Source organism: Symbiopectobacterium sp. RP, assembly GCF_050472005.1.
Lineage (GTDB): Bacteria > Pseudomonadota > Gammaproteobacteria > Enterobacterales > Enterobacteriaceae > Symbiopectobacterium.
Genome location: NZ_JBGOGS010000001.1, coordinates 1,677,811 through 1,697,975, shown reverse-complemented (window position 1 = coordinate 1,697,975; position 20,165 = coordinate 1,677,811). Strand labels below are relative to the sequence as shown.

The 20,165-nt window shown below is 51.4% G+C and carries 26 protein-coding genes and 1 pseudogene; all 27 read left to right on the top strand.

The window, feature by feature from the left end; translation table 11 throughout:
- Positions 1–6 precede the first annotated feature (6 nt).
- The 27 genes and pseudogenes from ACD630_RS11350 (at position 7) to ACD630_RS11220 (ending at position 20,150) form a co-directional block, all read left to right on the top strand.
- On the top strand, positions 7–351 hold the full coding sequence (locus ACD630_RS11350; RefSeq protein ID WP_430357695.1) for an HNH endonuclease: 345 nt from the start codon (positions 7–9) through the stop codon (positions 349–351).
- A gap of 108 nt (positions 352–459) precedes the next feature.
- On the top strand, positions 460–942 hold the full coding sequence (locus ACD630_RS11345) for a terminase (protein ID WP_430359110.1): 483 nt from the start codon (positions 460–462) through the stop codon (positions 940–942).
- A 9-nt stretch (positions 943–951) separates the two neighbouring features.
- The gene (locus ACD630_RS11340) at positions 952–2,475 is read left to right on the top strand and encodes a terminase large subunit (protein WP_430357693.1); all 1,524 of its coding nucleotides are present in this window, start codon (positions 952–954) and stop codon (positions 2,473–2,475) included.
- Positions 2,475–3,752 (top strand): phage portal protein, encoded by a 1,278-nt coding sequence (locus ACD630_RS11335; protein ID WP_430357692.1) that lies wholly within the window; start codon positions 2,475–2,477, stop codon positions 3,750–3,752. The genes ACD630_RS11340 and ACD630_RS11335 overlap by 1 nt, the downstream gene beginning before the upstream one ends.
- Positions 3,753–3,770: 18 nt before the next feature.
- A complete protein-coding gene (locus ACD630_RS11330) occupies positions 3,771–4,466 on the top strand; it encodes an HK97 family phage prohead protease (protein ID WP_430357691.1) in 696 nt (231 codons plus the stop codon).
- The gene (locus tag ACD630_RS11325; RefSeq protein WP_430357690.1) at positions 4,453–5,616 is read left to right on the top strand and encodes a phage major capsid protein; all 1,164 of its coding nucleotides are present in this window, start codon (positions 4,453–4,455) and stop codon (positions 5,614–5,616) included. Before ACD630_RS11330 ends, ACD630_RS11325 begins: the two co-directional genes overlap by 14 nt.
- Positions 5,617–5,652: 36 nt before the next feature.
- Positions 5,653–5,973, top strand: a complete 321-nt coding sequence (locus ACD630_RS11320) for a head-tail connector protein (RefSeq protein WP_430357689.1) — start codon at positions 5,653–5,655, stop codon at positions 5,971–5,973.
- Positions 5,973–6,386: a phage head closure protein gene (locus ACD630_RS11315; protein ID WP_430357688.1), complete on the top strand. Its 414-nt coding sequence runs from the start codon at positions 5,973–5,975 to the stop codon at positions 6,384–6,386. The genes ACD630_RS11320 and ACD630_RS11315 overlap by 1 nt, the downstream gene beginning before the upstream one ends.
- The gene (locus ACD630_RS11310; protein ID WP_430357687.1) at positions 6,361–6,873 is read left to right on the top strand and encodes a hypothetical protein; all 513 of its coding nucleotides are present in this window, start codon (positions 6,361–6,363) and stop codon (positions 6,871–6,873) included. Before ACD630_RS11315 ends, ACD630_RS11310 begins: the two co-directional genes overlap by 26 nt.
- A complete protein-coding gene (locus tag ACD630_RS11305) occupies positions 6,870–7,409 on the top strand; it encodes a phage tail terminator protein (protein WP_430357686.1) in 540 nt (179 codons plus the stop codon). The genes ACD630_RS11310 and ACD630_RS11305 overlap by 4 nt, the downstream gene beginning before the upstream one ends.
- A complete protein-coding gene (locus tag ACD630_RS11300; RefSeq protein ID WP_430357685.1) occupies positions 7,406–7,684 on the top strand; it encodes a DUF2635 domain-containing protein in 279 nt (92 codons plus the stop codon). The genes ACD630_RS11305 and ACD630_RS11300 overlap by 4 nt, the downstream gene beginning before the upstream one ends.
- Positions 7,681–9,189, top strand: a complete 1,509-nt coding sequence (locus ACD630_RS11295; RefSeq protein ID WP_430357684.1) for a phage tail sheath subtilisin-like domain-containing protein — start codon at positions 7,681–7,683, stop codon at positions 9,187–9,189. The genes ACD630_RS11300 and ACD630_RS11295 overlap by 4 nt, the downstream gene beginning before the upstream one ends.
- Positions 9,189–9,554: a phage tail tube protein gene (locus ACD630_RS11290; RefSeq protein ID WP_430357682.1), complete on the top strand. Its 366-nt coding sequence runs from the start codon at positions 9,189–9,191 to the stop codon at positions 9,552–9,554. The genes ACD630_RS11295 and ACD630_RS11290 overlap by 1 nt, the downstream gene beginning before the upstream one ends.
- On the top strand, positions 9,551–9,874 hold the full coding sequence (locus tag ACD630_RS11285; protein ID WP_430357681.1) for a phage tail assembly protein: 324 nt from the start codon (positions 9,551–9,553) through the stop codon (positions 9,872–9,874). The genes ACD630_RS11290 and ACD630_RS11285 overlap by 4 nt, the downstream gene beginning before the upstream one ends.
- Positions 9,875–9,958: 84 nt before the next feature.
- Positions 9,959–11,905 (top strand): phage tail tape measure protein, encoded by a 1,947-nt coding sequence (locus ACD630_RS11280; RefSeq protein ID WP_430357680.1) that lies wholly within the window; start codon positions 9,959–9,961, stop codon positions 11,903–11,905.
- Positions 11,906–11,939: 34 nt separating this feature from the next.
- Positions 11,940–13,262 (top strand): DNA circularization protein, encoded by a 1,323-nt coding sequence (locus ACD630_RS11275; protein ID WP_430357679.1) that lies wholly within the window; start codon positions 11,940–11,942, stop codon positions 13,260–13,262.
- Positions 13,259–14,314, top strand: coding sequence for a phage baseplate assembly protein (locus ACD630_RS11270; RefSeq protein WP_430357678.1), 1,056 nt, complete (start codon positions 13,259–13,261; stop codon positions 14,312–14,314). The genes ACD630_RS11275 and ACD630_RS11270 overlap by 4 nt, the downstream gene beginning before the upstream one ends.
- A gap of 76 nt (positions 14,315–14,390) precedes the next feature.
- Entirely contained in the window at positions 14,391–14,960 is a 570-nt protein-coding gene (locus ACD630_RS11265; RefSeq protein ID WP_430357677.1) for a phage baseplate assembly protein V, read from the top strand.
- A gap of 10 nt (positions 14,961–14,970) precedes the next feature.
- Positions 14,971–15,357, top strand: coding sequence for a phage GP46 family protein (locus ACD630_RS11260; RefSeq protein WP_430358826.1), 387 nt, complete (start codon positions 14,971–14,973; stop codon positions 15,355–15,357).
- Positions 15,347–15,541: pseudogene (locus tag ACD630_RS11255) on the top strand (baseplate J/gp47 family protein); the annotation flags it as partial. The gene ACD630_RS11260 and the pseudogene ACD630_RS11255, both read left to right, overlap by 11 nt.
- Positions 15,542–15,670: 129 nt before the next feature.
- Complete coding sequence (locus tag ACD630_RS11250; RefSeq protein WP_430359109.1) at positions 15,671–16,882, top strand: tyrosine-type recombinase/integrase; 1,212 nt, start codon at positions 15,671–15,673, stop codon at positions 16,880–16,882.
- Positions 16,883–17,022: 140 nt separating this feature from the next.
- Positions 17,023–17,343: a helix-turn-helix transcriptional regulator gene (locus ACD630_RS11245; protein WP_430359108.1), complete on the top strand. Its 321-nt coding sequence runs from the start codon at positions 17,023–17,025 to the stop codon at positions 17,341–17,343.
- Positions 17,344–17,358: 15 nt separating this feature from the next.
- Positions 17,359–18,462 (top strand): hypothetical protein, encoded by a 1,104-nt coding sequence (locus ACD630_RS11240; protein WP_430359107.1) that lies wholly within the window; start codon positions 17,359–17,361, stop codon positions 18,460–18,462.
- Entirely contained in the window at positions 18,455–19,057 is a 603-nt protein-coding gene (locus tag ACD630_RS11235) for an ORF6N domain-containing protein (RefSeq protein WP_430359106.1), read from the top strand. Before ACD630_RS11240 ends, ACD630_RS11235 begins: the two co-directional genes overlap by 8 nt.
- A complete protein-coding gene (locus ACD630_RS11230; RefSeq protein WP_430359994.1) occupies positions 19,050–19,250 on the top strand; it encodes a hypothetical protein in 201 nt (66 codons plus the stop codon). The genes ACD630_RS11235 and ACD630_RS11230 overlap by 8 nt, the downstream gene beginning before the upstream one ends.
- Positions 19,243–19,575, top strand: coding sequence for a hypothetical protein (locus ACD630_RS11225; RefSeq protein ID WP_430359105.1), 333 nt, complete (start codon positions 19,243–19,245; stop codon positions 19,573–19,575). Before ACD630_RS11230 ends, ACD630_RS11225 begins: the two co-directional genes overlap by 8 nt.
- Positions 19,572–20,150 (top strand): hypothetical protein, encoded by a 579-nt coding sequence (locus ACD630_RS11220; protein ID WP_430359104.1) that lies wholly within the window; start codon positions 19,572–19,574, stop codon positions 20,148–20,150. Before ACD630_RS11225 ends, ACD630_RS11220 begins: the two co-directional genes overlap by 4 nt.
- The last annotated feature ends 15 nt before the right edge of the window (positions 20,151–20,165 follow it).

Here is a 20,165-nt window from a genome sequence, read left to right as displayed (position 1 = left end):
TGAGTCTTGAAAGGACCCCACATCTACAACAGCAGGTGGGACAAAGCGCGTGTTTCATTTTTGCGCGCTCATCCGTTATGCCGTATGTGCCACGAGCAGGGACGGATAACACCCGCTGTCGTTGTTGACCACATCATTCCGCACAAACTTAAAGAAGCGTTGAAGTCTGGCGACAAGGCGGCGATAGCAAAGGCACAAACATTATTCTGGAATAAAGAGAACTGGCAGGGACTGTGCGTCCCGCATCACTCATCGACTAAACAAAGAATGGAAAAGCGGGACAAGGTCATCGGCTGCGATGAGAATGGTATGCCTCTCGATCCCAATTCAGACTGGTTCAAACACAGCTAACCCCATAGGGGGGCGGGGGAAAAGTTCAGGGCGCTTGCTGTTCCTGACCGCCCGCCCTCCTCAACTTTAACGCTAACCCGATTTTTTTAGTTTTCAAGGTGCTCTCAAATGGCAGAAAAACGAAACCGCTCTGACAGTGCGACGGCGGCGATCCAGGCCATGAAAAATGCGACCGGGGACACCCTTCAGCCCCCGGCGCACGCGGGTTTGGAAAAAAAAGCCGAGCCTTTTTGGCATGACAATATTCGATCCAAAGCATTGGATAGCTGGACACCCGCTGACCTGTTAGCCGCTGTTGAGCTGGCAAATAATCAACACTATATCAACATGTTACGGCGTGATTTACGTAACGAAGAGCGCGTGCGCGGTGAGGCGAGAAACATGGTTGAAATTAAAGAATTGCGCAAACAAATCGTAGAATTACAGCGCGCGATTTTGGCACAGCGACGAGATCTGCAAATCCATTCCCACGCTACCAACGGTGAAAGCCGCGACCAGCGTAACAAAAACAGGAATGACAGGAACGCCAGAAGCACGGTCAGTGGTCATCAACGCGAAGACGATAATCTGATCGCGTTTCCAAAACATTAAGGGGCATTCATGACGCGAGGTGAGCGCGTGATAGCGTTCATTGAGCGCTATTGCATTGTGCCGGAAGGCAAGTTTATCGGACAGCCGATGAAGCTTGATGGCTTCCAGAAAGACTTTCTGCTTGATGTCTATGACAACCCGGTGGGCACCAGCAGGGCAATTTTAAGCATCGCCCGAAAGAACGGGAAAACCGGGTTAATTGCTGGAATACTTCTTGCTCACCTGGTTGGCCCAGAAGCGGTGCAAAACTCTCAGATCGTCAGTGGGGCGATGAGCCGAGAGCAGGCTGCGCTGGTCTTTAGCCTGTCGGTCAAAATGATTAATCTTAACCCCGCGCTACAGGACATTGTGCATATCATTCCCAGCGGTAAGCGGCTGATTGGTACCCCTTGTAATGTTGAGTACAAGGCGCTGGCCGCCGAGGGTAAAACCGCACACGGTCTTTCTCCAGTGCTGGCCATTCTGGATGAAGTGGGGCAGGTAGTAGGTCCGCGCAGTGATTTTGTTGACGCCATTGTTACCTCACAAGGGGCGCATGAGACACCTTTGCTGATTGCTATCAGTACCCAGGCGGCCAACGACGCCGACCTGTTGAGCGTGTGGATTGATGACGCGGCAACTTCTGGCGATCCACATATTGTTTGCCATGTGCATACTGCCGAAAAAGACGCCGACATTATGGATCGGGCTGCATGGCGTGCCGCTAATCCGGCGTTGGGAACCTTTCGTTCACTGGACGAGATGGAGCGCCGGGCAGAAGAGGCGACGAGGATGCCCAGCAGTGAAAATACCTTTCGTAATCTCAATCTAAATCAGCGCGTATCCACTGTGTCACCGTTCGTCTCCCGTAATGTTTGGGAAGCCAGTATTCTGAAGGACATTCGTCCGGGCATGATTGTTGGGGAGTGCTACGCGGGGCTCGACCTGTCAGAAAAGAACGACCTTACCGCGCTGGTGATTGTGGGACAGGATAAAGAGCGCGACTGGCTGGTATTCCCGTTCTTCTGGACACCGGGTAAGACCTTGCTCGACCGGGCCAGGCGAGATCGCGCCCCTTATGATGTTTGGGCCAGGCAAGGTTACCTCGAAACGACGCCGACTACCTCAGTGGAATATGATTTTGTGGTGCTAAAAATCGCAGAGTTACTCAGTGATTTTGATGTAAAAGCTATCGCCTTTGACCGCTGGCGTATCGATGTTTTCAAAAAAGAAGTAGACCGCATCGGGTTAACGCTTCCCCTGGTGGAATTCGGTCAGGGGTATCGGGATATGGCTCCCGCCATCGACACATTGGAAACTGTGTTACTCAACAACCGGCTTCGGCATGGTGATCATCCCGTGATGACGATGTGTGCCGCCAACGCCACGGTGATCAAAGACGCGGCGGGTAACCGCAAGATAGATAAATCCAAGGCGACAGGCCGCATGGATGGCATGGTGGCCCTCACGATGGCGATGGGGGCTGCAAACGGTGAAGTTGTCGATAGGGGTGGCGACTTTGAAGACTTTTTATATCAACCATTGAGCATGTAATGTCAGATACCCAATACTCGATAGACTTGCGTACCAACAATGGCTGGTGGGCGCGGGTGGCGTCATGGTTCGTCGGCGGCAGGCTGGTAACCCCAAATCAGGGATCGCAAACCGGCCCCGTTTCTGCGTCCGGCAGTCTCGGCGATTCCTTGATCAATGATGTACGCCTTCTGCAAATTTCTACCGTGTGGCGCTGTGTGTCATTGATTTCGACCTTAACGGCGAGTCTGCCATTAGATGTATTGAAAACAGACGGTAACGATAACCGTGCCAAGGTGGGGTTGGATAATCCACTGGCCAGGCTGCTGCGTTATTCTCCCAATCAATACATGACCGCGCAGGAGTTTCGCGAGTCAATGACTATGCAACTCTGTTTCTACGGTAATGCCTATGCGCTGATTGAGCGCAATGGGGTTGGCGATGTGGTTAGCCTTATCCCGCTGCTGTCGGCCAATATGGATGTCCGGCTGGAAGGGAAACGTATCGTTTATCGATACCAACGCGATCATGAATTTGCCACTTTCAGCCAGCGAGAAATTTTTCACCTGAAGGGTTTCGGGTTTAACGGGTTAGTGGGCTTATCTCCCATAGCGCATGCCTGTAAATCGGCTGGCGTAGCCGTAGCGATGGAAGATCAGCAGCGTGATTTTTACGCCAACGGCGCTAAGTCACCCAAGATCCTCTCTACAGGAGAGAGGGTACTTTCTAAAGACCAGCGCAAACAACTGGAACAGAACTTCAGGGAAATCGCTGGCGGTCCGGTAAAAAAACTATTGTGGATACTGGAGGCAAACTGTCAGGCTCATGATATCGGTGTGAGTCCGCAGGATGCCGAAACGATGGCGTCTCGTAAGTTCCAGGTCAGTGAACTGGCGCGATTCTTTGGTGTACCACCACACCTCGTAGGGGAGGTGGAAAAATCGACCAGCTGGGGAACTGGCATCGAGCAACAGAATCTGGGGTTCCTCCAGTACACACTGCAACCCTATATTTCACGCTGGGAAAACAGCATCCAGCGCTGGCTGTTAAAGCCGGAACAGGTGGGTGTTTATCATGCTGAACATAACCTTGATGGCCTGTTGCGGGGGGATTCAACTTCACGTGCTGCGTTTATGAAGGCCATGGGGGAATCCGGGTTGCGTACCATCAACGAAATGCGCCGACTGGATAACCTGCCCCCCCTACCGGGCGGCGATGTTGCCATGCGTCAGGCGCAATATGTGCCCATCACCGAACTGGGAACCAGCCACCAACGGCCTCGCGAAAGCGGGGTTTAGTTTTTTATGGGGTCAGCAATGCCAGACATTAACAAAACGCTTTCTTTTGAGCAGACAGAGATCAAGTTTGCCGGTGATGGCTCGAAGGGCATTTTTGAAGGGTACGCCTCTGTCTTTAACAACACCGACTCAGACGGCGACATCATCCTGCCCGGTGCCTTTAAAGGCGCGCTTGAAGCGCAGACGCGCAAGGTGGCGATGTTTTTCAATCACCGCACCTGGGAAATCCCGGTGGGTAAGTGGGAAGCACTACAGGAAGACACAAAAGGTCTCTTTGTGCGTGGGCAGCTCACGCCGGGTCACAGCGGCGCAAGCGACCTGAAAGCCGCCATGCAACACGGCACGGTTGAAGGAATGTCCGTGGGATTCTCGGTCAGCAAAGACGACTACAGCCTTGTCGCCAGCGGTGGGCGCATCTTCAAAAACGTCTCTCGCCTGCGCGAGGTCAGCGTATGCACCTTTCCGGCTAATGACCTGGCGGGGGTTTCCGCCATGAAAAGTGCTGAGGGGATAGAAACCCTTCGTGACGTGGAAAACTGGCTGAGGGATTCAGTCGGTGTCAGCAAGTCACAAGCAGTGGGGCTCATTGCCCGGTTCAAATCAGCCATTCGGAGCGAGTCCGAAAGCGACGAGAACAAAACCGACATTACCGCGCTTATCTCGCGCATCAATACATTTTCAGCCACGTTAGGAAATAACCATGTCCGAACTTGAACAAATCCAAAAGGCTCTGGAAGCATCACAGGCCAAAGTACAGCAACTGTTTGATGCCCAGAAAGCGGAAATCGAAAGCACTGGCCAGATCTCCAGACAATTGCAATCTGACATCGTCAAGGTGCAGGCCGAAATGACCCAATCTGGTCAACGCCTGTTTGACCTGGAACAGAAACTCTCCTCAGCGCCGGACGCCCCAGATGAGAAAAAATCGTTTTCTGAGCGCGCTGCTCAAGAGCTCACTAAGTCTTGGAATGGCAGCAAAGGCCGCTTTGAAGCCAATACCTTCAATAAGTCCCTTGGCAGTGATGCAGGGTCCGCGGGGGCGCTCATTCAGCCCATGCAAGTGTCGGGGATCGTCGTGCCGGGATTGCGCCGCCTGGTGATCCGCGATTTGCTGGCGCAAGGGCGTATTTCCAGCAACTCGCTGGAATATGTGCGCGAAAAGCTGTTTACCAATAGCGCCAGGCCAGTGAAAGAAAAAGCGCAAAAACCTGAATCAGATATCACCTTCGAAAAAGACACGGCCAACGTGAAAACCATCGCGCATTGGGTTCAGGCATCACGTCAGGTGATGGATGATGCGCCGATGCTGCAATCTTATGTAAACACCCGCCTGCTGTACGGTCTGGCACTGGTGGAAGAAGCTCAGCTGCTCAATGGCGATGGTGCCGGGGATAACCTCAAGGGGATTAATACCGTTGCCACGGCTTACGACACTACCTTAAACGTCAAGGGTGACACCAAATCTGACATGATCGCCCACGCGATCTTCCAGGTAACGGAGTCCGAGTTCAGTGCTTCCGGTATCATCCTCAATCCGCGTGACTGGCACAACATCGCGCTGCTAAAAGATGGCGATGGGCGCTATATCTTTGGCGGTCCGCAAGCCTTTGCCAGCAATATCATGTGGGGGTTGCCTGTGGTGCCCACCCGGGCACAGGCACAAGGTACCTTTACCGTTGGGGGGTTCGATTTGGCCTCCCAGGTCTGGGATCGCATGGATGCTACTATCGAGGTGAGTCGTGAAGATCGCGATAACTTTGTGAAAAACATGCTCACCATCCTATGTGAAGAGCGTCTGGCATTGGCACACTACCGACCACAGGCAATGATAAAAGGCGCTTTCGCGACCCCTGCTGGCAGCTAATCAACCCGGAGAGGGCGGTAAACGCCGCCCTGTTGAATGATGGCGATTAAGGTCACTGATGTTGTCCCTATAGAAGAGTTACGCCAGCATCTTGAGTATGACGATGAGGACAGAGATGCTCTGATACTGCGACAGGCTCAGTCATCCCTCGATTATTGCCTGCGCTTTTGTGATGAGCCGCGTTGGAAAGGCGTTAAAGATCTCCCCTCACAGATTGTTCAGGCAATGCTGTTATATCTCTGCGATGCGTTCGAGCACCGAGGCGCACAAACAGAAGTTCAGCTCTACACCAACCAACGGGCAGAAGACTTACTGTTTCAGGTGAGGAACTGGCGCGGAACGGAAGAGGTCTCCTGATGGCGATACGGTTAGCGCAAACCAGTGCACTCTATCAGTTCCCTGACCCCGGCGAACTGCGCCACAAAGTTTTTCTACGAAAACGCATTGATTTACCTGCGGCTGATATGGGAACGGTCTCCTCTTACTCAGAAACGTTTTGGACTAAAGCCAGGGTCAGGCAAGTAAGCGCAACAACCTGGTATGAGAGCGTTCAGATAAATCAGGTCATTACACATTATTTCACGATCCGCTTTCGCTCTGGACTGACTTCTGATTATGAAATTGTCCACAAAGAAAAAGTTTATGCCGTAAAGCGTTTTCGTGATCTGAATGAAGCAGGGAAATACATGCTACTTGAGTGCGAACAACTGACCGATGAATCAATCCCCCTGAGAGGCGGTAACGATGGCAACTCCCTATTTACACGTTGATTTTCAGCAACCGGAAGAGCTGGTTTTCAACCGCGCGAGGTTGCGACGGGCGTTTGTGAAGATCGGCCAGGTGCATATGCGTGATGCACGCCGTCTGGTGATGAAGCGCGGTAAGTCTGCGGCGGGGGATAATCCGTCATACCGCACTGGGAAATTGGCCCGTTCTATCGGCTATTACGTGCCGCGTGCGTCAAAACGGCGCGCCGGGTTGATGGTGCGTATTGCCCCAAACCAGAAAAACGGCAAGGGCAACCGGTTGATAAACGGGGCCTTCTATCCTGCGATCCTGTTCTATGGCGTACGCAAGGGGGCCACGCGCAAAAAAGGTCATCATCGCGGTGCCTCTGGTGAGCGTGGTTGGCGCATTGCTCCGCGCAATAACTTTATGGAACAGACATTGCAGAATAATAACGCCTGGACCCGTTATTACCTCGCCAGCGAACTGCGTAACTCCCTACGTACTCAGAGAAAATATAAAAAACGATGAAACTCACACCGATTATTGCGGCCCTACGCACCCACTGTCCGTACTTTGAAAACAGGGTTGGCGGGGCGGCACAGTTCAAGAGCCTGCCAGAAACCGGGAAATTACGTTTACCCGCCGCCTATGTGGTGCCGGGTGACGACGCTCCCGGCGAGCAAAAGAGCCAGACGGATTACTGGCAGGATCTAAGGGAAAGCTTTTCCGTCATCGTCATGCTGAGTAACGGACGTGATGAGCGCGGGCAGTGGGCGGCGTTCGACGTCGTCCATGATGTGCGGCATATGCTGTTCACCGCGCTGTTGGGATGGGAGCCTGAGCCTGGCGGCAATCCCGTCACCTATGACGGCGGCACCTTGCTGGACCTCAATCGTCATGAATTGATGTACCAGTTTGATTTTGTCGTTGATACCGAAATCAATGCCGAAGACACACGGCAATACGCCGAGCTGAATAATTTACCTGACTTACACACCGTGGCGATTGACGTGAATAAATCGTCAAACAGCGTTAATCCGAATATGGAGATAAACCTGAAATGATAGGTGCCCAACCAGAAATTGTTTTTATTAAACCCAAACACGGTCGAAAAGTGCCTATTCCACAATATATGCGCGATACCAAAGAGTATTTTGGTGAATATTTGCCAGAAGAAGGATTACGTGTTGAAAAAACGCTTTTTTGGATAAGAAGAAAACAGGACGATGATATTGAGGAAGTGAGTGAATCCGACCATCCCCCTCTTGCCATCAATCAAGAGACGATTGATCCCACAAAAAATAAGCTAAAAAAGGCTAAAGAGGAGACGCAGGAATGACCATTAGCTTTAATACCATGAACGCGAACCTGCGTGTGTCTGGGGTCTATACAGAAATGGATAACAGCGCTGCCAATACGATGCAAGCCAGCGGCCCGGCACTGCTCATTGGCCATGCATTACCGAATGCAAAAATGCCCCTGAATGCACCGATGATCATCCCCTCGTCAGAAATGATGCAACAGTTAGCCGGTCGGGGCAGCCAGTTGGACCGCATGGTGCAAGCCTACCGTCGGATTGATGCGATAGGTGAATTATTTGTCATTGCGGTACCTGCTGTACCTGAAACCAGGGGGACGAAAGCAACAGGCGAGATTGCCATTAGTGGCACCGCCACCGATCCCGGTGTCGTTACGCTGTATATCAGCAACCAGCGTATTTTATCTGCCGTCAAGAAATCGGATACCGCCAATACCGTTGCTGCCGCCCTTGGTAAAGCGATCAATGTCAACGAAGATTTGCCTGTCACCGCGGCAATTTCAGCGGGAAAAATCAGCTTGACCGCAAAGCATAGAGGGGCAACGGGCAATGATATTCCATTGATGCTGAACTATTATTCGCCGACAGGCGGTGAGAATACCCCTTCTGGTTTGAATATCAGTCTTACGCCAATGCGTGGTGGGGCTGGTTCGCCGAATATGGACAGTGTTATCGGCGCAATGGGTGACTTGTTATTTGATTTTATTGGCTTGCCTTTCTCCGATTCTGCCTCACTGGAAAAGATGGGCGCGGCGATGAACGACACCAACGGTCGCTGGAGTCCTTATCAGCCGTTGTACGGTCATGTTTATACTGCCAAAAAAGGGACGGTCGGCGAACTGATCGCTTTTGGCAATTCGTTTAATGATCCGCATCTCACTATCGCTGGATACGAACCTGCAATACAAACCGCGCTTGATGAACTGGTAGCGGCACGACTGGCACGGTGCGCGATATTTTTGCGTAATGACCCCGCCAGACCGACCCACACGGGCGAGTTAAACGGGGTGTTACCCGCACCGTCTGGCAAACGCTTCACCTTGACAGAGCAGCAATCCCTGCTTTCACACGGTATCGCCACCACCAATGTGGAAGGCGGCGTATTACGCCTTCAGCGCGATGTGACGACCTACCAGAAAAACCGTTACGGGGTGGCGGATAACAGCTATCTGGACAGTGAAACACTCTATACCAGCGCTTATATTTTGCGGCGATTGAAATCCGTCATAACCAGCAAGTACGGACGGCACAAACTGGCCGATGACGGTACCCGATTCGGGGCAGGTCAGGCGATTGCTACGCCCGCCGTGATTAAGGCCGAACTCTGTGCGGTGTATCGCCAGTTGGAAAATGAAGGGATTGTCGAAAATTTCGATGCTTTTCGTCAACATCTCATCGTTGAGCGCAACGCCAATGATCCCAACCGGATTGATGTGGTCTTTCCGGCGGATTATATCAATCAGCTGCGGGTATTTGCGTTGGTGAATCAATTCAGGCTGCAATATAACCAGGGTGAGGTGGGGTGATGACGGGAAAAAGAAGAATAGGCGGCACCTGCTATTTTAAGGTCGATGGGCAGCAACTCTCATTGAATGGCAGTGTGGAAGTGCCGATGAATCTCACCGTGAGAGAGGATGTGGTGGGGCTTGATGGCAGTGTGCATTACAAACAAACGCATCGTGCGCCTTATATCAAGGCGGAATTTAAGGTCGAGAGACAGTTTCCCCTCCAAAAACTCACCACAGCCGATGAAATGACCCTCACCGCTGAATTGGCTAACGGCATGGTTTATGTTCTGTCGGGCGCGTGGCTGTCGGGTGAATCTTCCTATAACGCTGACGAAGGTACGGTTGAGATGGAATTTCACGGAAATGAAGGATTTTATCAATGAAATCAATTACACTGAGCAAACCTATTCAGATACACAACGAAAAAATTTCAGTACTGGATATTCAGGAACCGACGTTTGATCAGGTCGAAAAGTTTGGCATTCCTTTCAGTTACTCTGAGCGAGGCGAGATGCGGCTGGATACCCGCTCCGCCCTGTCTTATTTGCCTGAACTGGCGGGGATCCCCCGCTCTTCTGCGCAACAGATGGCGCTACATGATGTCTTTCTCGCTTCAATGACCATCGTGAGTTTTTTTACCGGTGCCCAGAGCCTGGCAGTCTCAGACGACGATTCTACAACGTTGCCTGGTTCTGGCGCATAAACCCCTTCGAATTACGCCGACATCCGCTGAGTCAGTTTCTTGAACTGGAGGGAGAGGCTGTTCGCATCAATAAGGAACGACACAGTGGCGAATAGTTTTGAGTTAAAAGCGATCATCACTGCCGTTGATAAACTCTCCGCCCCGTTAAAGGGGATGCGGCGTGAAATGAAGTCCTTCAAAAAGGAGGTTAGCGCGGGATTGGCGGGGGCTGCTGCATTAGGGGCTGGCGTTGTTACTGCCATGGCAGGTCCCATCAAACAGGCGATAGACTTTGAATCAACAATGGCCGATATCCGCAAGGTGGTTGATTTTGATACGCCAGAACAATTCAGGCAGATGTCAGAAGATATCCTTAAGCTGTCGACAGTACTCCCCATGGCAGCCGATGGCATTGGGCAGATTGTGGCCGCGGGGGGGCAGGCGGGGATCGCGAAAGAAGAACTGATGTCCTTCGCCCAATCCGCGGTAAAAATGGGTATCGCCTTTGACCAGACGGCTGAGCAATCCGGGCAGATGATGGCACAGTGGCGGACGGCATTTCGGTTGACGCAAAATGATGTGGTCTCCCTTGCCGATAAAATCAATGACCTTGGCAACAACGGTCCCGCCAATGCCGCTAAAATTTCCGATATTGTGACCCGCATTGGCCCATTGGGTGAAGTCGCGGGCCTGGCATCGGGTGAAATTGCGGCACTTGGCGCAACCATTGCCGGGATGGGGGTTGAGTCAGATGTGGCGGCAACCGGCATCAAGAACTTTATGGTGGCGTTAACCAGGGGAAAATCCGCGACAACCTCGCAAAAAATAGCCTTAAGAGCCTTAAAAATAAGCCCCAAAAAACTCGCGACACAGATGCAGAAAGACGCAAAAGGCGCGATGCTGATGGTGCTAAAGGCAATAGAAAAAGTCCCTAAAGCAGAGCAAACCTCCTTATTAAATTCACTGTTTGGCACTGAATCACTTTCAGCCCTTGCCCCGCTGCTGACCAACCTTGAATTACTGGAAATTAATCTGGATAGGGTCGCAGACAAACAAAAGTACGGCGGCTCGATGCAGAAGGAATACGCCAGCCGTGCGGCCACCACGGCAAATGCTATCCAACTGTTTAAAAATCAGATGCACGTTGCGAGTGTCAGTCTGGGGTCAATTTTTTTGCCCACACTTGTTGAAGTGACAAAGAAAATCCAGCCGTTGATTGAACAATTTCGCACCTGGGTAAAAGCCCATCCAGAACTGATTAAATCCTTCGCCAGGTGGGGGGCTTATCTGCTGGGAACCGCGACAGCGGTAGGGGTTGTCACCCGTGCTTTCAGGCTTTTTAACAGTGTGATGAAAATGTCGACGCTGGGTAAGCTGGTCTCGTTAATGGTCATAGGCGGTGGGCTTATCGTCGATAATTGGGAAACCACGGGTCCAATGGTTAAAGAAGTCTGGCGAAATATTGACGGCGTAGCACAAGCCCTGGGGGGGTGGGAAAACATCCTGAAAGGCATTGTGGCATTTGTGGCGACAAAATGGGCGCTCGATATGGTTTCCTCTATTGGCAGCGTCACAAAAGAAATGCGTCAGCTAGGGAAGGCAACGAAGGCAACGGGGTTGTTTGGCCTGGGAAGTAAGGCAGGATTATACGGTGCAGTAGGGGCCATGCTCTATGACCCCGTGGAAAGCGCACTGGACAGTACCCTGGGCAAAACAGGAGCAGGAAAATGGATGAAGAACACGGGCCTGTTCCTCGCGTCTGACTGGACGCCGTTCTTTAACAAAGACAGGTATGAGCAATATCAGGCGGGTCTTGATGCCGCAAAAAGTCACGAAAATCCCCCGTCTGGCCCTCTCCCTTCCTCCCTGTCAGCGCGAGAAAGGGAGAATGTCGGTCTATTGGACTCCCCCTTGCGTCGAGATGAGCAGGCAAACCTGAAACTGACGGTGGATTTTCGCAATATGCTGACCGGCACGCAGGTGCAAACCGAAGGTAAGTCACCCTCGTGGTTTAACTATGACGTGGGTTATACCCGCTTCGCCAGACAATGACCGCTTCGGCGGTTTTTCTTTTTAAGGAGCGGTGATGATGAACTGGAAGGAGCAGCTGCGTCCTGCGTCTTTTCGTGGCGTACCGTTTCAGGTAGAGGACGACGAAGGGACGTTCGGACGGCGGGTACAGGTGCATGAATACCCCAATCGCGACAAGCCGTATACGGAAGATTTAGGCAGGGCAACGCGGCGCTTTACTATCAGCGCGTATCTGGTCGGTGATGATTTCTTCGAGGCCAGAGATCGGCTCATTGTGGCTATCGATACGCCGGGGCCGGGCACGCTGGTACACCCCTACTACGGTGAGATAGCCGTCTGTATTGACGGTGAAGTCAGAGTGAGCCATAGCGGACGAGAGGGGAGGATGTGCCGCGTCAGTTTTAGCGTGGTCGAAGCCGGTGAATTATCTTTCCCGACTGCGGGTATCGCCACCAGTCACACCCTGATTTCTTCCAGTTCCGCGCTCAATGATCGGATTGAGGCGGTTTTTGCTGATTTAGGCTTAAAAGGATTGGCCGATTTTGCACAGGCTGATGTGTTGGTACGAGCCAAAGAGATGATTGGCAATATCACCAACGCCTTTGACACTATCGATAGCGGGATCACGGCGGCTTCCCGCCTGCTACAGGGGGATATTTCGGTGATCTTGACGCCCGGCTCACCCGGTAAAAACCTGGTTGAATCGATACAGAAAATGTGGAGGGCGGGACGGCGTACCGCGCAGGATGCGTCCACACTGGCACAGCAAATCAGGACGCTATCCGGTGTGACGCTGGGGCATGATTTAGCGCCACGCGGCGTCTGGAAAAGCGACAGGCCAAGTATACAGTCTGAACGTAGGCGAAGTAATCGTATTGCCGCTTTGTTGCGTACCACGGCCATCCATGAGGCGACGTGGCGATTAACACAACTCCCCCCACCACGTACCGCTATGTTACCGGTTAATCAACGTGCAAAACGTCAGCTACAGGTCAATATTTCCCATCCCGCATTACACGCGGTTTCCCATACCGCAGGCAGTCACATTGAAGGACTCGCGGCGGTCACGTGGGAGGCGTTGGTCAGGGTGCGGGAAACGCTGAATCAGGCTATCGGGCACGAACAGGCGTTAACGCTTGACGATACGCTGTTCCTTGCCTTGCAACAGGTGAAAACCGATGCCAACCGGGATATTGCCACACGACTGGCACAAGTTGAAAAAACCGTCACCCGTACACCCGAAACGGTGCTGCCTGCGCTGGTTCTGGCGGCCAACTGGTATGACAACGCGGCACGGGAAACCGATATCACCCGCCGCAATACCGTTAACCATCCCGGTTTTGTGCCGGTACACCCCTTAAGGGTTCCTGCAAGATGAGCGATCATGTGATATTGCGCGTCAACGGGCGCGAATGGGGCGGTTGGACACGCGTCCAGATTTCAGCAGGGATAGAACGACTCTCACGCGATTTCAATGTCGAAATCACCCGCCAATGGCCGGGTGAATCAGGAAGCGTAGCGTTACAGCCCAGAATTAAAAAAGGTGAATTGGTCGACGTCCTCATCGGTCAGGATAAAGTCCTGACCGGCTGGATTGAAGCGATCCCGATACGCTATGACGCAAAAAGTATCAATGTTGGTATCAGTGGTCGCAGCAAGACGGCGGATTTAATCGATTGTGCTGCCCATACCACGCTTTTTACGGGCAACACCTTGCATCAGATAGCCTCAGCACTGGCAAAACCCTTTGGCATTAAGGTGATTAACCAGAAAGCCCCCCAAACGCCGCTACAGGCTTTTCAGGCGGATTATGGGGAAACCGTACACGAGGTACTCAACAAAGCGCTGGGAAGCCAACAGGCGCTCGCCTGGGACGATGAGGAAGGCAATCTATTGATTGGCACGGTCGGTAATGATCGTGCAACAACGGCGCTTGTCTGGGGTGAGAATATTCTCACCTGTGATACCGAACAGAGTATCCGTGAACGTTTTTCAGAATACCAGGTCGCAGGGCAACGGGTAGGTGATGACTCAGATCACGGCGAAGCCACACTGACAGCACTGCGCGCCAGAGCCAGGGATAGCCAGATAACGCGCTATCGTCCGCAACATATCCAGCAATCCGGTAATGCCACTGGGGCCAGCTGTCGCGCACGGAGTGAATTTGAAGCAAAGCAACGGGCAGCCAGAACCGAGGAAACGACCTATACCGTTCAAGGTTGGCGGCAAGGTGATGGCAGTCTGTGGAAACCTAACCAGCGGGTGATTGTGTTTGATCCGGTGCTGGGGTTTAACAACCGTGAACTGGTCATTAGCGAGGTGGTGTATACGCAGGATGAAGGCGGTACGTTATGTGAACTGCGAGTCGGGCCAGAAGCCGCCTATATTCCAGCGCTTGAGGAATTGAAAGCGCCAGACGACGAGGATTAGCGATTCGTCCTGTACCGATCACCCATTTTGGGGCATTGACCGCTTTTATTCTTTTGTTCAGCTGGAGACGTATTAAATGAAAAACGTTGTATCCATGCTACAGCGCAGCTTGTCGCGTCTATGGTCAAGGGCAGTCGTGCGAGGGGTAAATAGTGCCATGGCTTGCCAGCAGGTAGATATCGCAATGATAGCGGGCGAAACAAAAGCCGGTGTGGAATACCTTGAGCCTTACGGCTTTACCTCGACCGCGCATTCTGGCGCGGAAGGGGTTGCGCTATTTCTCGCTGGCGATCGGTCACACGGCATTGTCATTAACGTTGCAGACCGACGCTATCGGCTTAAGGGGCTGAAAGAAGGTGAAGTCGCCATTTATAGCGATGAAGGCGATAGCATCGTGCTTAAGCGTGGCCGGTTAATCGAAGCGACAACAGAGACGTTCATCCTGAATGCTAAAAACAAGGTGGTACTGAATACCGCCTTAATTGAAACATCGGGTGCAATCAAGGCGGAGAAATCGATTACGTCTGCGGCGGAGGTGCAAGATAAAATCGGTTCATTAAGCACAATGAGGAAACAGTACAACAGCCATGCGCATTCAGGCGATAGCGGCGGCATGACCGGTACACCTACTCAAGGGATGAAATAAGATGACCGGTATGCCTATTGAACATGATGACCGGGTAAGCCGTGCCGTGATTATCTCGCTGTTCACCTGGCGACGGGCTGAACAGGATGACGACACGGATACCCCGATGGGATGGTGGGGTGATACGTGGCCGACGGTACAAAATGACCGGATTGGCTCTCGATTGCATCTGCTGAAACGCACAACCTTAACCCCTCAGACGGCGCAAAAAGCGAAGGAATATATCGCTCAGGCGCTCAAGTGGATGACGGAGGACGGTGTAGCGCTTCGTGTTGATATTGAGGTAGTGCGCTCAGGTACCGATAGATTAAGCGCAACCGTCATCCTGACCTTACCTGACCATCACATAAAAACGATGCCCCTCAACAACCTGTGGAGCGTGATCCATGCAAACTAGCGGTTTTTCGCGCCCGACCCTGCCACAACTGATAGACACCGTTCGCGGTGATTTGCTGACACGATTTAACGAGGACGGTGTGTTACGCCGTCTGGATGCAGAGGTGTACGCCAGAGTGCAGGCGGCGGCCATTCACACCTTGTACGGAGATGTGATATATCGCTCGCACTCATTTCCAGACGTTCACATATAGACGATAATTACTATTATTTACAATGGTTTTTATGATTTACCCCTTCATTCTCATTTCCTTTTATTCACCCTCTTACAGTAAAATGTGTATAAACTTTCGCGTAAAACATTGAGGTAAATTGTGGGCGGAGACCTGAACAAACTTTCTGACAAACGGCTTAAAAATCTGATGGGAACGACCCGTGATAAACCTGAGTTCTTCGCAGATGGTGCAGGGCTTAGCGTGAGAGTGTCACCAGTCGGCGGCATTAGCTGGACGTTCACCTATCGTAACAACGGAGTGCTACAACGCATGACTCTCGGGCGCTATCCTGATATGAGTCTCAAACGGGCGAGGGAGAAGCGTGACGAGTGCCGTACATGGCTATCTGATGGTAAAGACCCAAAGCGCCAGCTTAAGCTCAAAAAACAAGAATCACTCAAGCCAGTAACGGTTAGGGATACAATTGAGTATTGGGTAAAACACTATGGGATTGAGAGAAGAGCAAAAATTATCAACGATACTGAAAGATGTAAAAAGCACATTTATCCATATATCGGTGACATGGCCTTGTCTGATTGTGAAACTCGCCATTGGTTGCAATGCTTTGACCGTATGAAAGATATTCCTGTGACGGCAGGAATGTTATTTCAACAATGCAAACAAGCACTAAAGTTTTGCAGAGTACGGAGGTATGCTGTCAGTGATGTGTTAGATGACTTAACTATATCTGATATAGGGAAGAAGGGAGGGAAAAGAGACAGGGTATTAAGTGATATTGAAATAGGGCAGTTATGGAAATTCGTAAATAATAAAAACGCGATATTACCTTATTATTCCATACTTATAAAAGTATTGATTGTATTTGGCTGTAGGAGTTGTGAAGCAAGATTATCCCGTTGGGATGAATGGGATTTAGATAACGGGTTATGGACTGTTCCTAAAGAGCATAGCAAAACTGAGACGCCTATAATTAGACCTATACCTGAAAAGATACGACCATGTATTGAGATATTGCGCGCCCATAACTTACGAACCGGGTATTTACTTGGTGAGCTAAAGACGCAGAACTGTACTTCATCAACAGGTAGAAAACTATGTAAAACTCTCGGTCATGATAAACACTGGACGCCTCACGATCTGCGCCGGACGCTGGCAACCAAGCTAAATGACATGGGGGTAATGCCGCATGTGGTAGAGCAGCTTCTAGGACATGCTATGCCGGGAGTCATGGGTATCTACAACCGTAGTCAGTACTTACCGGAGAAGCTTGACGCACTAAATCGGTGGATGGACAGACTCGATGAACTGGCGGCGAAGAGCGTACTACCAGGTGGATTAATTAAACGGTAGGTGAACGGGTTTTTATTTATTGAAAATATTTTCATGTCAAAAATAAATAGATGGAAATAGAGATAAATAAATCTGAATGTCCTATTCCAGGGTGAGGAAGAATAACTGCTTTTCCGCCCTGTTTACTTTCTTATCTAACTTTGAAAACATACTTAAAAATACTGAAATATGGAGATAATGAAATGGTTCATAAATACGTTTACCCCACGGAAGAAGAGCGCCGCAAGTTGCTTAATTCCGTCAACGAACCCTACGAACGTTTTATTCGTGAAGATGAAAGACATAAGCTTACCGCAATAGGAAAAATCAGTGCATGGAAGTGGGAACAGGAAGGGCGTTTTCCCAAGCGAATTAAACTTGGCGCAACCTCGAATGCGTGGCGCTTGAGCGAAGTGTTGCACTGGATGCAAGATCCGCCTGTCAGGGATTTAAGCAAAAACAAGCAACCTACCGTCAATTAAAAATAAGGTTTAGCCATGTTAACTATAATTTCCGGTAATAACCGGGACGGGTATCCCTGCGCCTTAAATAAAGTGAGCGATATATTCCAGAGTGGCATTTCTCTGTTTGAAACGGAGGGATTGGCAGACGTAGGAGAAGCCAGCCAGAAAGGAGGCTTCCCATTGGCTGGCTCATTGAGCAAAATATTTTGCTCAGTCAACGTGGCGAGTTCGTATAGTGCCGAGGTCACTGTATCGATGACCTCGGAGAATTTGGTGGGTTACATCAATTTGTTCTCGCCAAAATCGGCGAAAACCCTCACTAGCGCAAAATCTCGCCAACGTCGTAGCTCCATGCAAGGGGTCACTGTGACCTCTCGCAATGCAATCAATGAGTTAGAGTGCGGCTCTCTCATGGGGGTATGTGCGGGTAACTGTCTGAATATCAAAGTGAATTCGGCGTTTGTGCAGACGACAGGCAAAGAAAAAGGGCCACGTCCGGCCCTTCGAGTCATGCAGTTGATTACTTGTGAGGAATCGAACGAATTACACCATAATTCTCACTTGCAAGCTACCGGCAATCTGTCTTATAGTCGTGACCAGCACCTTAACAAAACGGGTGCCGGGTTTGGAATCCCGATCCATGAAGCGGACATCAGCCGCGATAAGCGGTTTTTTTGCGTCCGTAACCAGCGTTGCGCCCCTATAATGGTGGGACGTAGCGGGGGAGCGCTTGCGCTCGCCGGGTTCTTCGTGGCCGGTATTCCAACTCCGTTACGTCTCGCCACCCTGCTTGGAATCAGGGAGCGAGGTTCGATAGAACCCACGAAGGAGGCCACCGCTATGGTTGCTACCACCCAAACTCGCCCCGAGTTTATTGATACCTACTGGATTATCCCCGAATACTCATCTGAGCCCTACGGCAAAGTGTCGTTCACACGTCAAGATCGCTGCATCTACAATTCCCTGTTCAAAGACAGCCGCCTAATCTGGGCTGGACGTCAACCTGTGAATCGCTTCACTCAGGGTCTTAAAGACCCCAAGTCGCCAAAGCTGCCCGTCGAAGGCATAGAGGAAATCTCTACGGTTCTGGCAACCATAACGGAAATCGTTACCGTTCAGGGGGTGGCCCATGTCTAACTTCGTCGCCATCCAGAACACCGCTATGCCGGTAGTCGAGTACCAAGGCCAGCGTGTCGTCACCTTCGCCATGATTGATAAGGCGCATGGTCGCCCGAAGGGAACGGCAAGAAAAGCTTTTAATCGAAACCGTTGCCGCTTTACTGAAGGTAAGGATTTCTTCGATGTGACTCTGTCCGTTAAAGGGACCGAGTCGTTGCAGGGTGTTTTCCCCACGCGAACTCCGAAAGGGATGCTTGTCACCGAGCGGGGCTACCTGCTTCTGGTTAAGCCGTTTAACGATGAGTTGTCGTGGGATGTTCAAAACCAGATGGTCGAAGTCTACTTCCGCCGCAACACTCTGGGCGACCTCCGCCACGTCGAGATCCCCAGCCTCGAAGAGTTGCGCGAGATGCCAGCGGAGAAAGCCCAGCATATTGTTGCAAAGGCTGAGAAAGAATCCTCTCACTGTCACGGTAAACCCGGTAGTGCTGCCATGACCCTACGCAGCAAGGAATTAAAGCAGATACGTCCGGCAATCAGGACATTAATTGACCTGCATCAGATTTCTATCTGTGATTTGGGCGACTTTGCGAAGGGGGTTGCCTATGCGTAATACACCCATCCCTCTCGATACCGCCGCATACCGGGTAAGCGTGGCCTGTTCACTGTACGAGGTCATTCTTGATAAGGCTAATGATGAAAAATCTTCACCTGTACCCATCGACTTAATCAGTCTGGCTTGCGATCTCAACTCTGAAGTCAGCCGCTCACTAGAAGCGATGATGGAGGAGGAACATCATGGCTGATATCTACAACCAACTTATTCGCTACGATTTTCAGCGGATGGATACGGATAGCCTGAGGGAGGCCCGTAACCAGTACAGCGATGCGTTCGATGGCATTATGGCAGCACTGCGCACGATGGGCAGCATGGCGTTCTTGGCGCGCAGCAGTGATGCGTACGGCGATGACCTTGTCCTTGAAGATTTACGGACAGTAGCTGAATCATTGATGTACCTCCCGCGCATTGCTGAAGCGCTCAAATTTAATGAAATCGATGCAGATTTTGAACTCCGGAGCCGTGAAGGTCTGCCTGCATCCTGCAAAGCTAAAACGGAGGATGCCGCATGAGCCGCTATCACCTCGAGAATACCCCGGACGGCATCAACATCTCGCAGCACACCGCCGAACGCCTGTACGAACATGTAGCCCTCATCCCCTACGCTAACGTCATGACGCGCCTGGATGCCGGGGAATGGGACGATGACCTCGATTTGGCGTTTGAGATCACCCGTAAATGGGGGCAGTCCGACTACGACTATACCCACAATGACGTGCTGCTGCTCTGGCGCTGGGTGATTGCCTTTGCCTTTAACCATGAGCAGCGGGAAGCCAACGGCAGTGTGACTGTTGAGTGGAGGCCGGGCGAGTACCTGGAATGTGCGGTTTATCGCGGCGAATATGGCGCGATGAACCTTTATCTGTCCACTGAACGTTTCGCGATGGCTAACAACATTGAGGGGGCGTTGATTAAGAAATACGGCGCGGAACAGGGAACGATAAACGCCATCGAGTTCTATGCCGCAATGCGGGGTGAAAACGGCGGCCTCTCCGAGATGGGGCGTGAGGTGCTATCCGAGTTACACGATGGCTTTATCAAAACGCTGAACGATTCCGGGATGCCGGAAGCGCCAACCGCACATTGAGGGGGAAATATGACA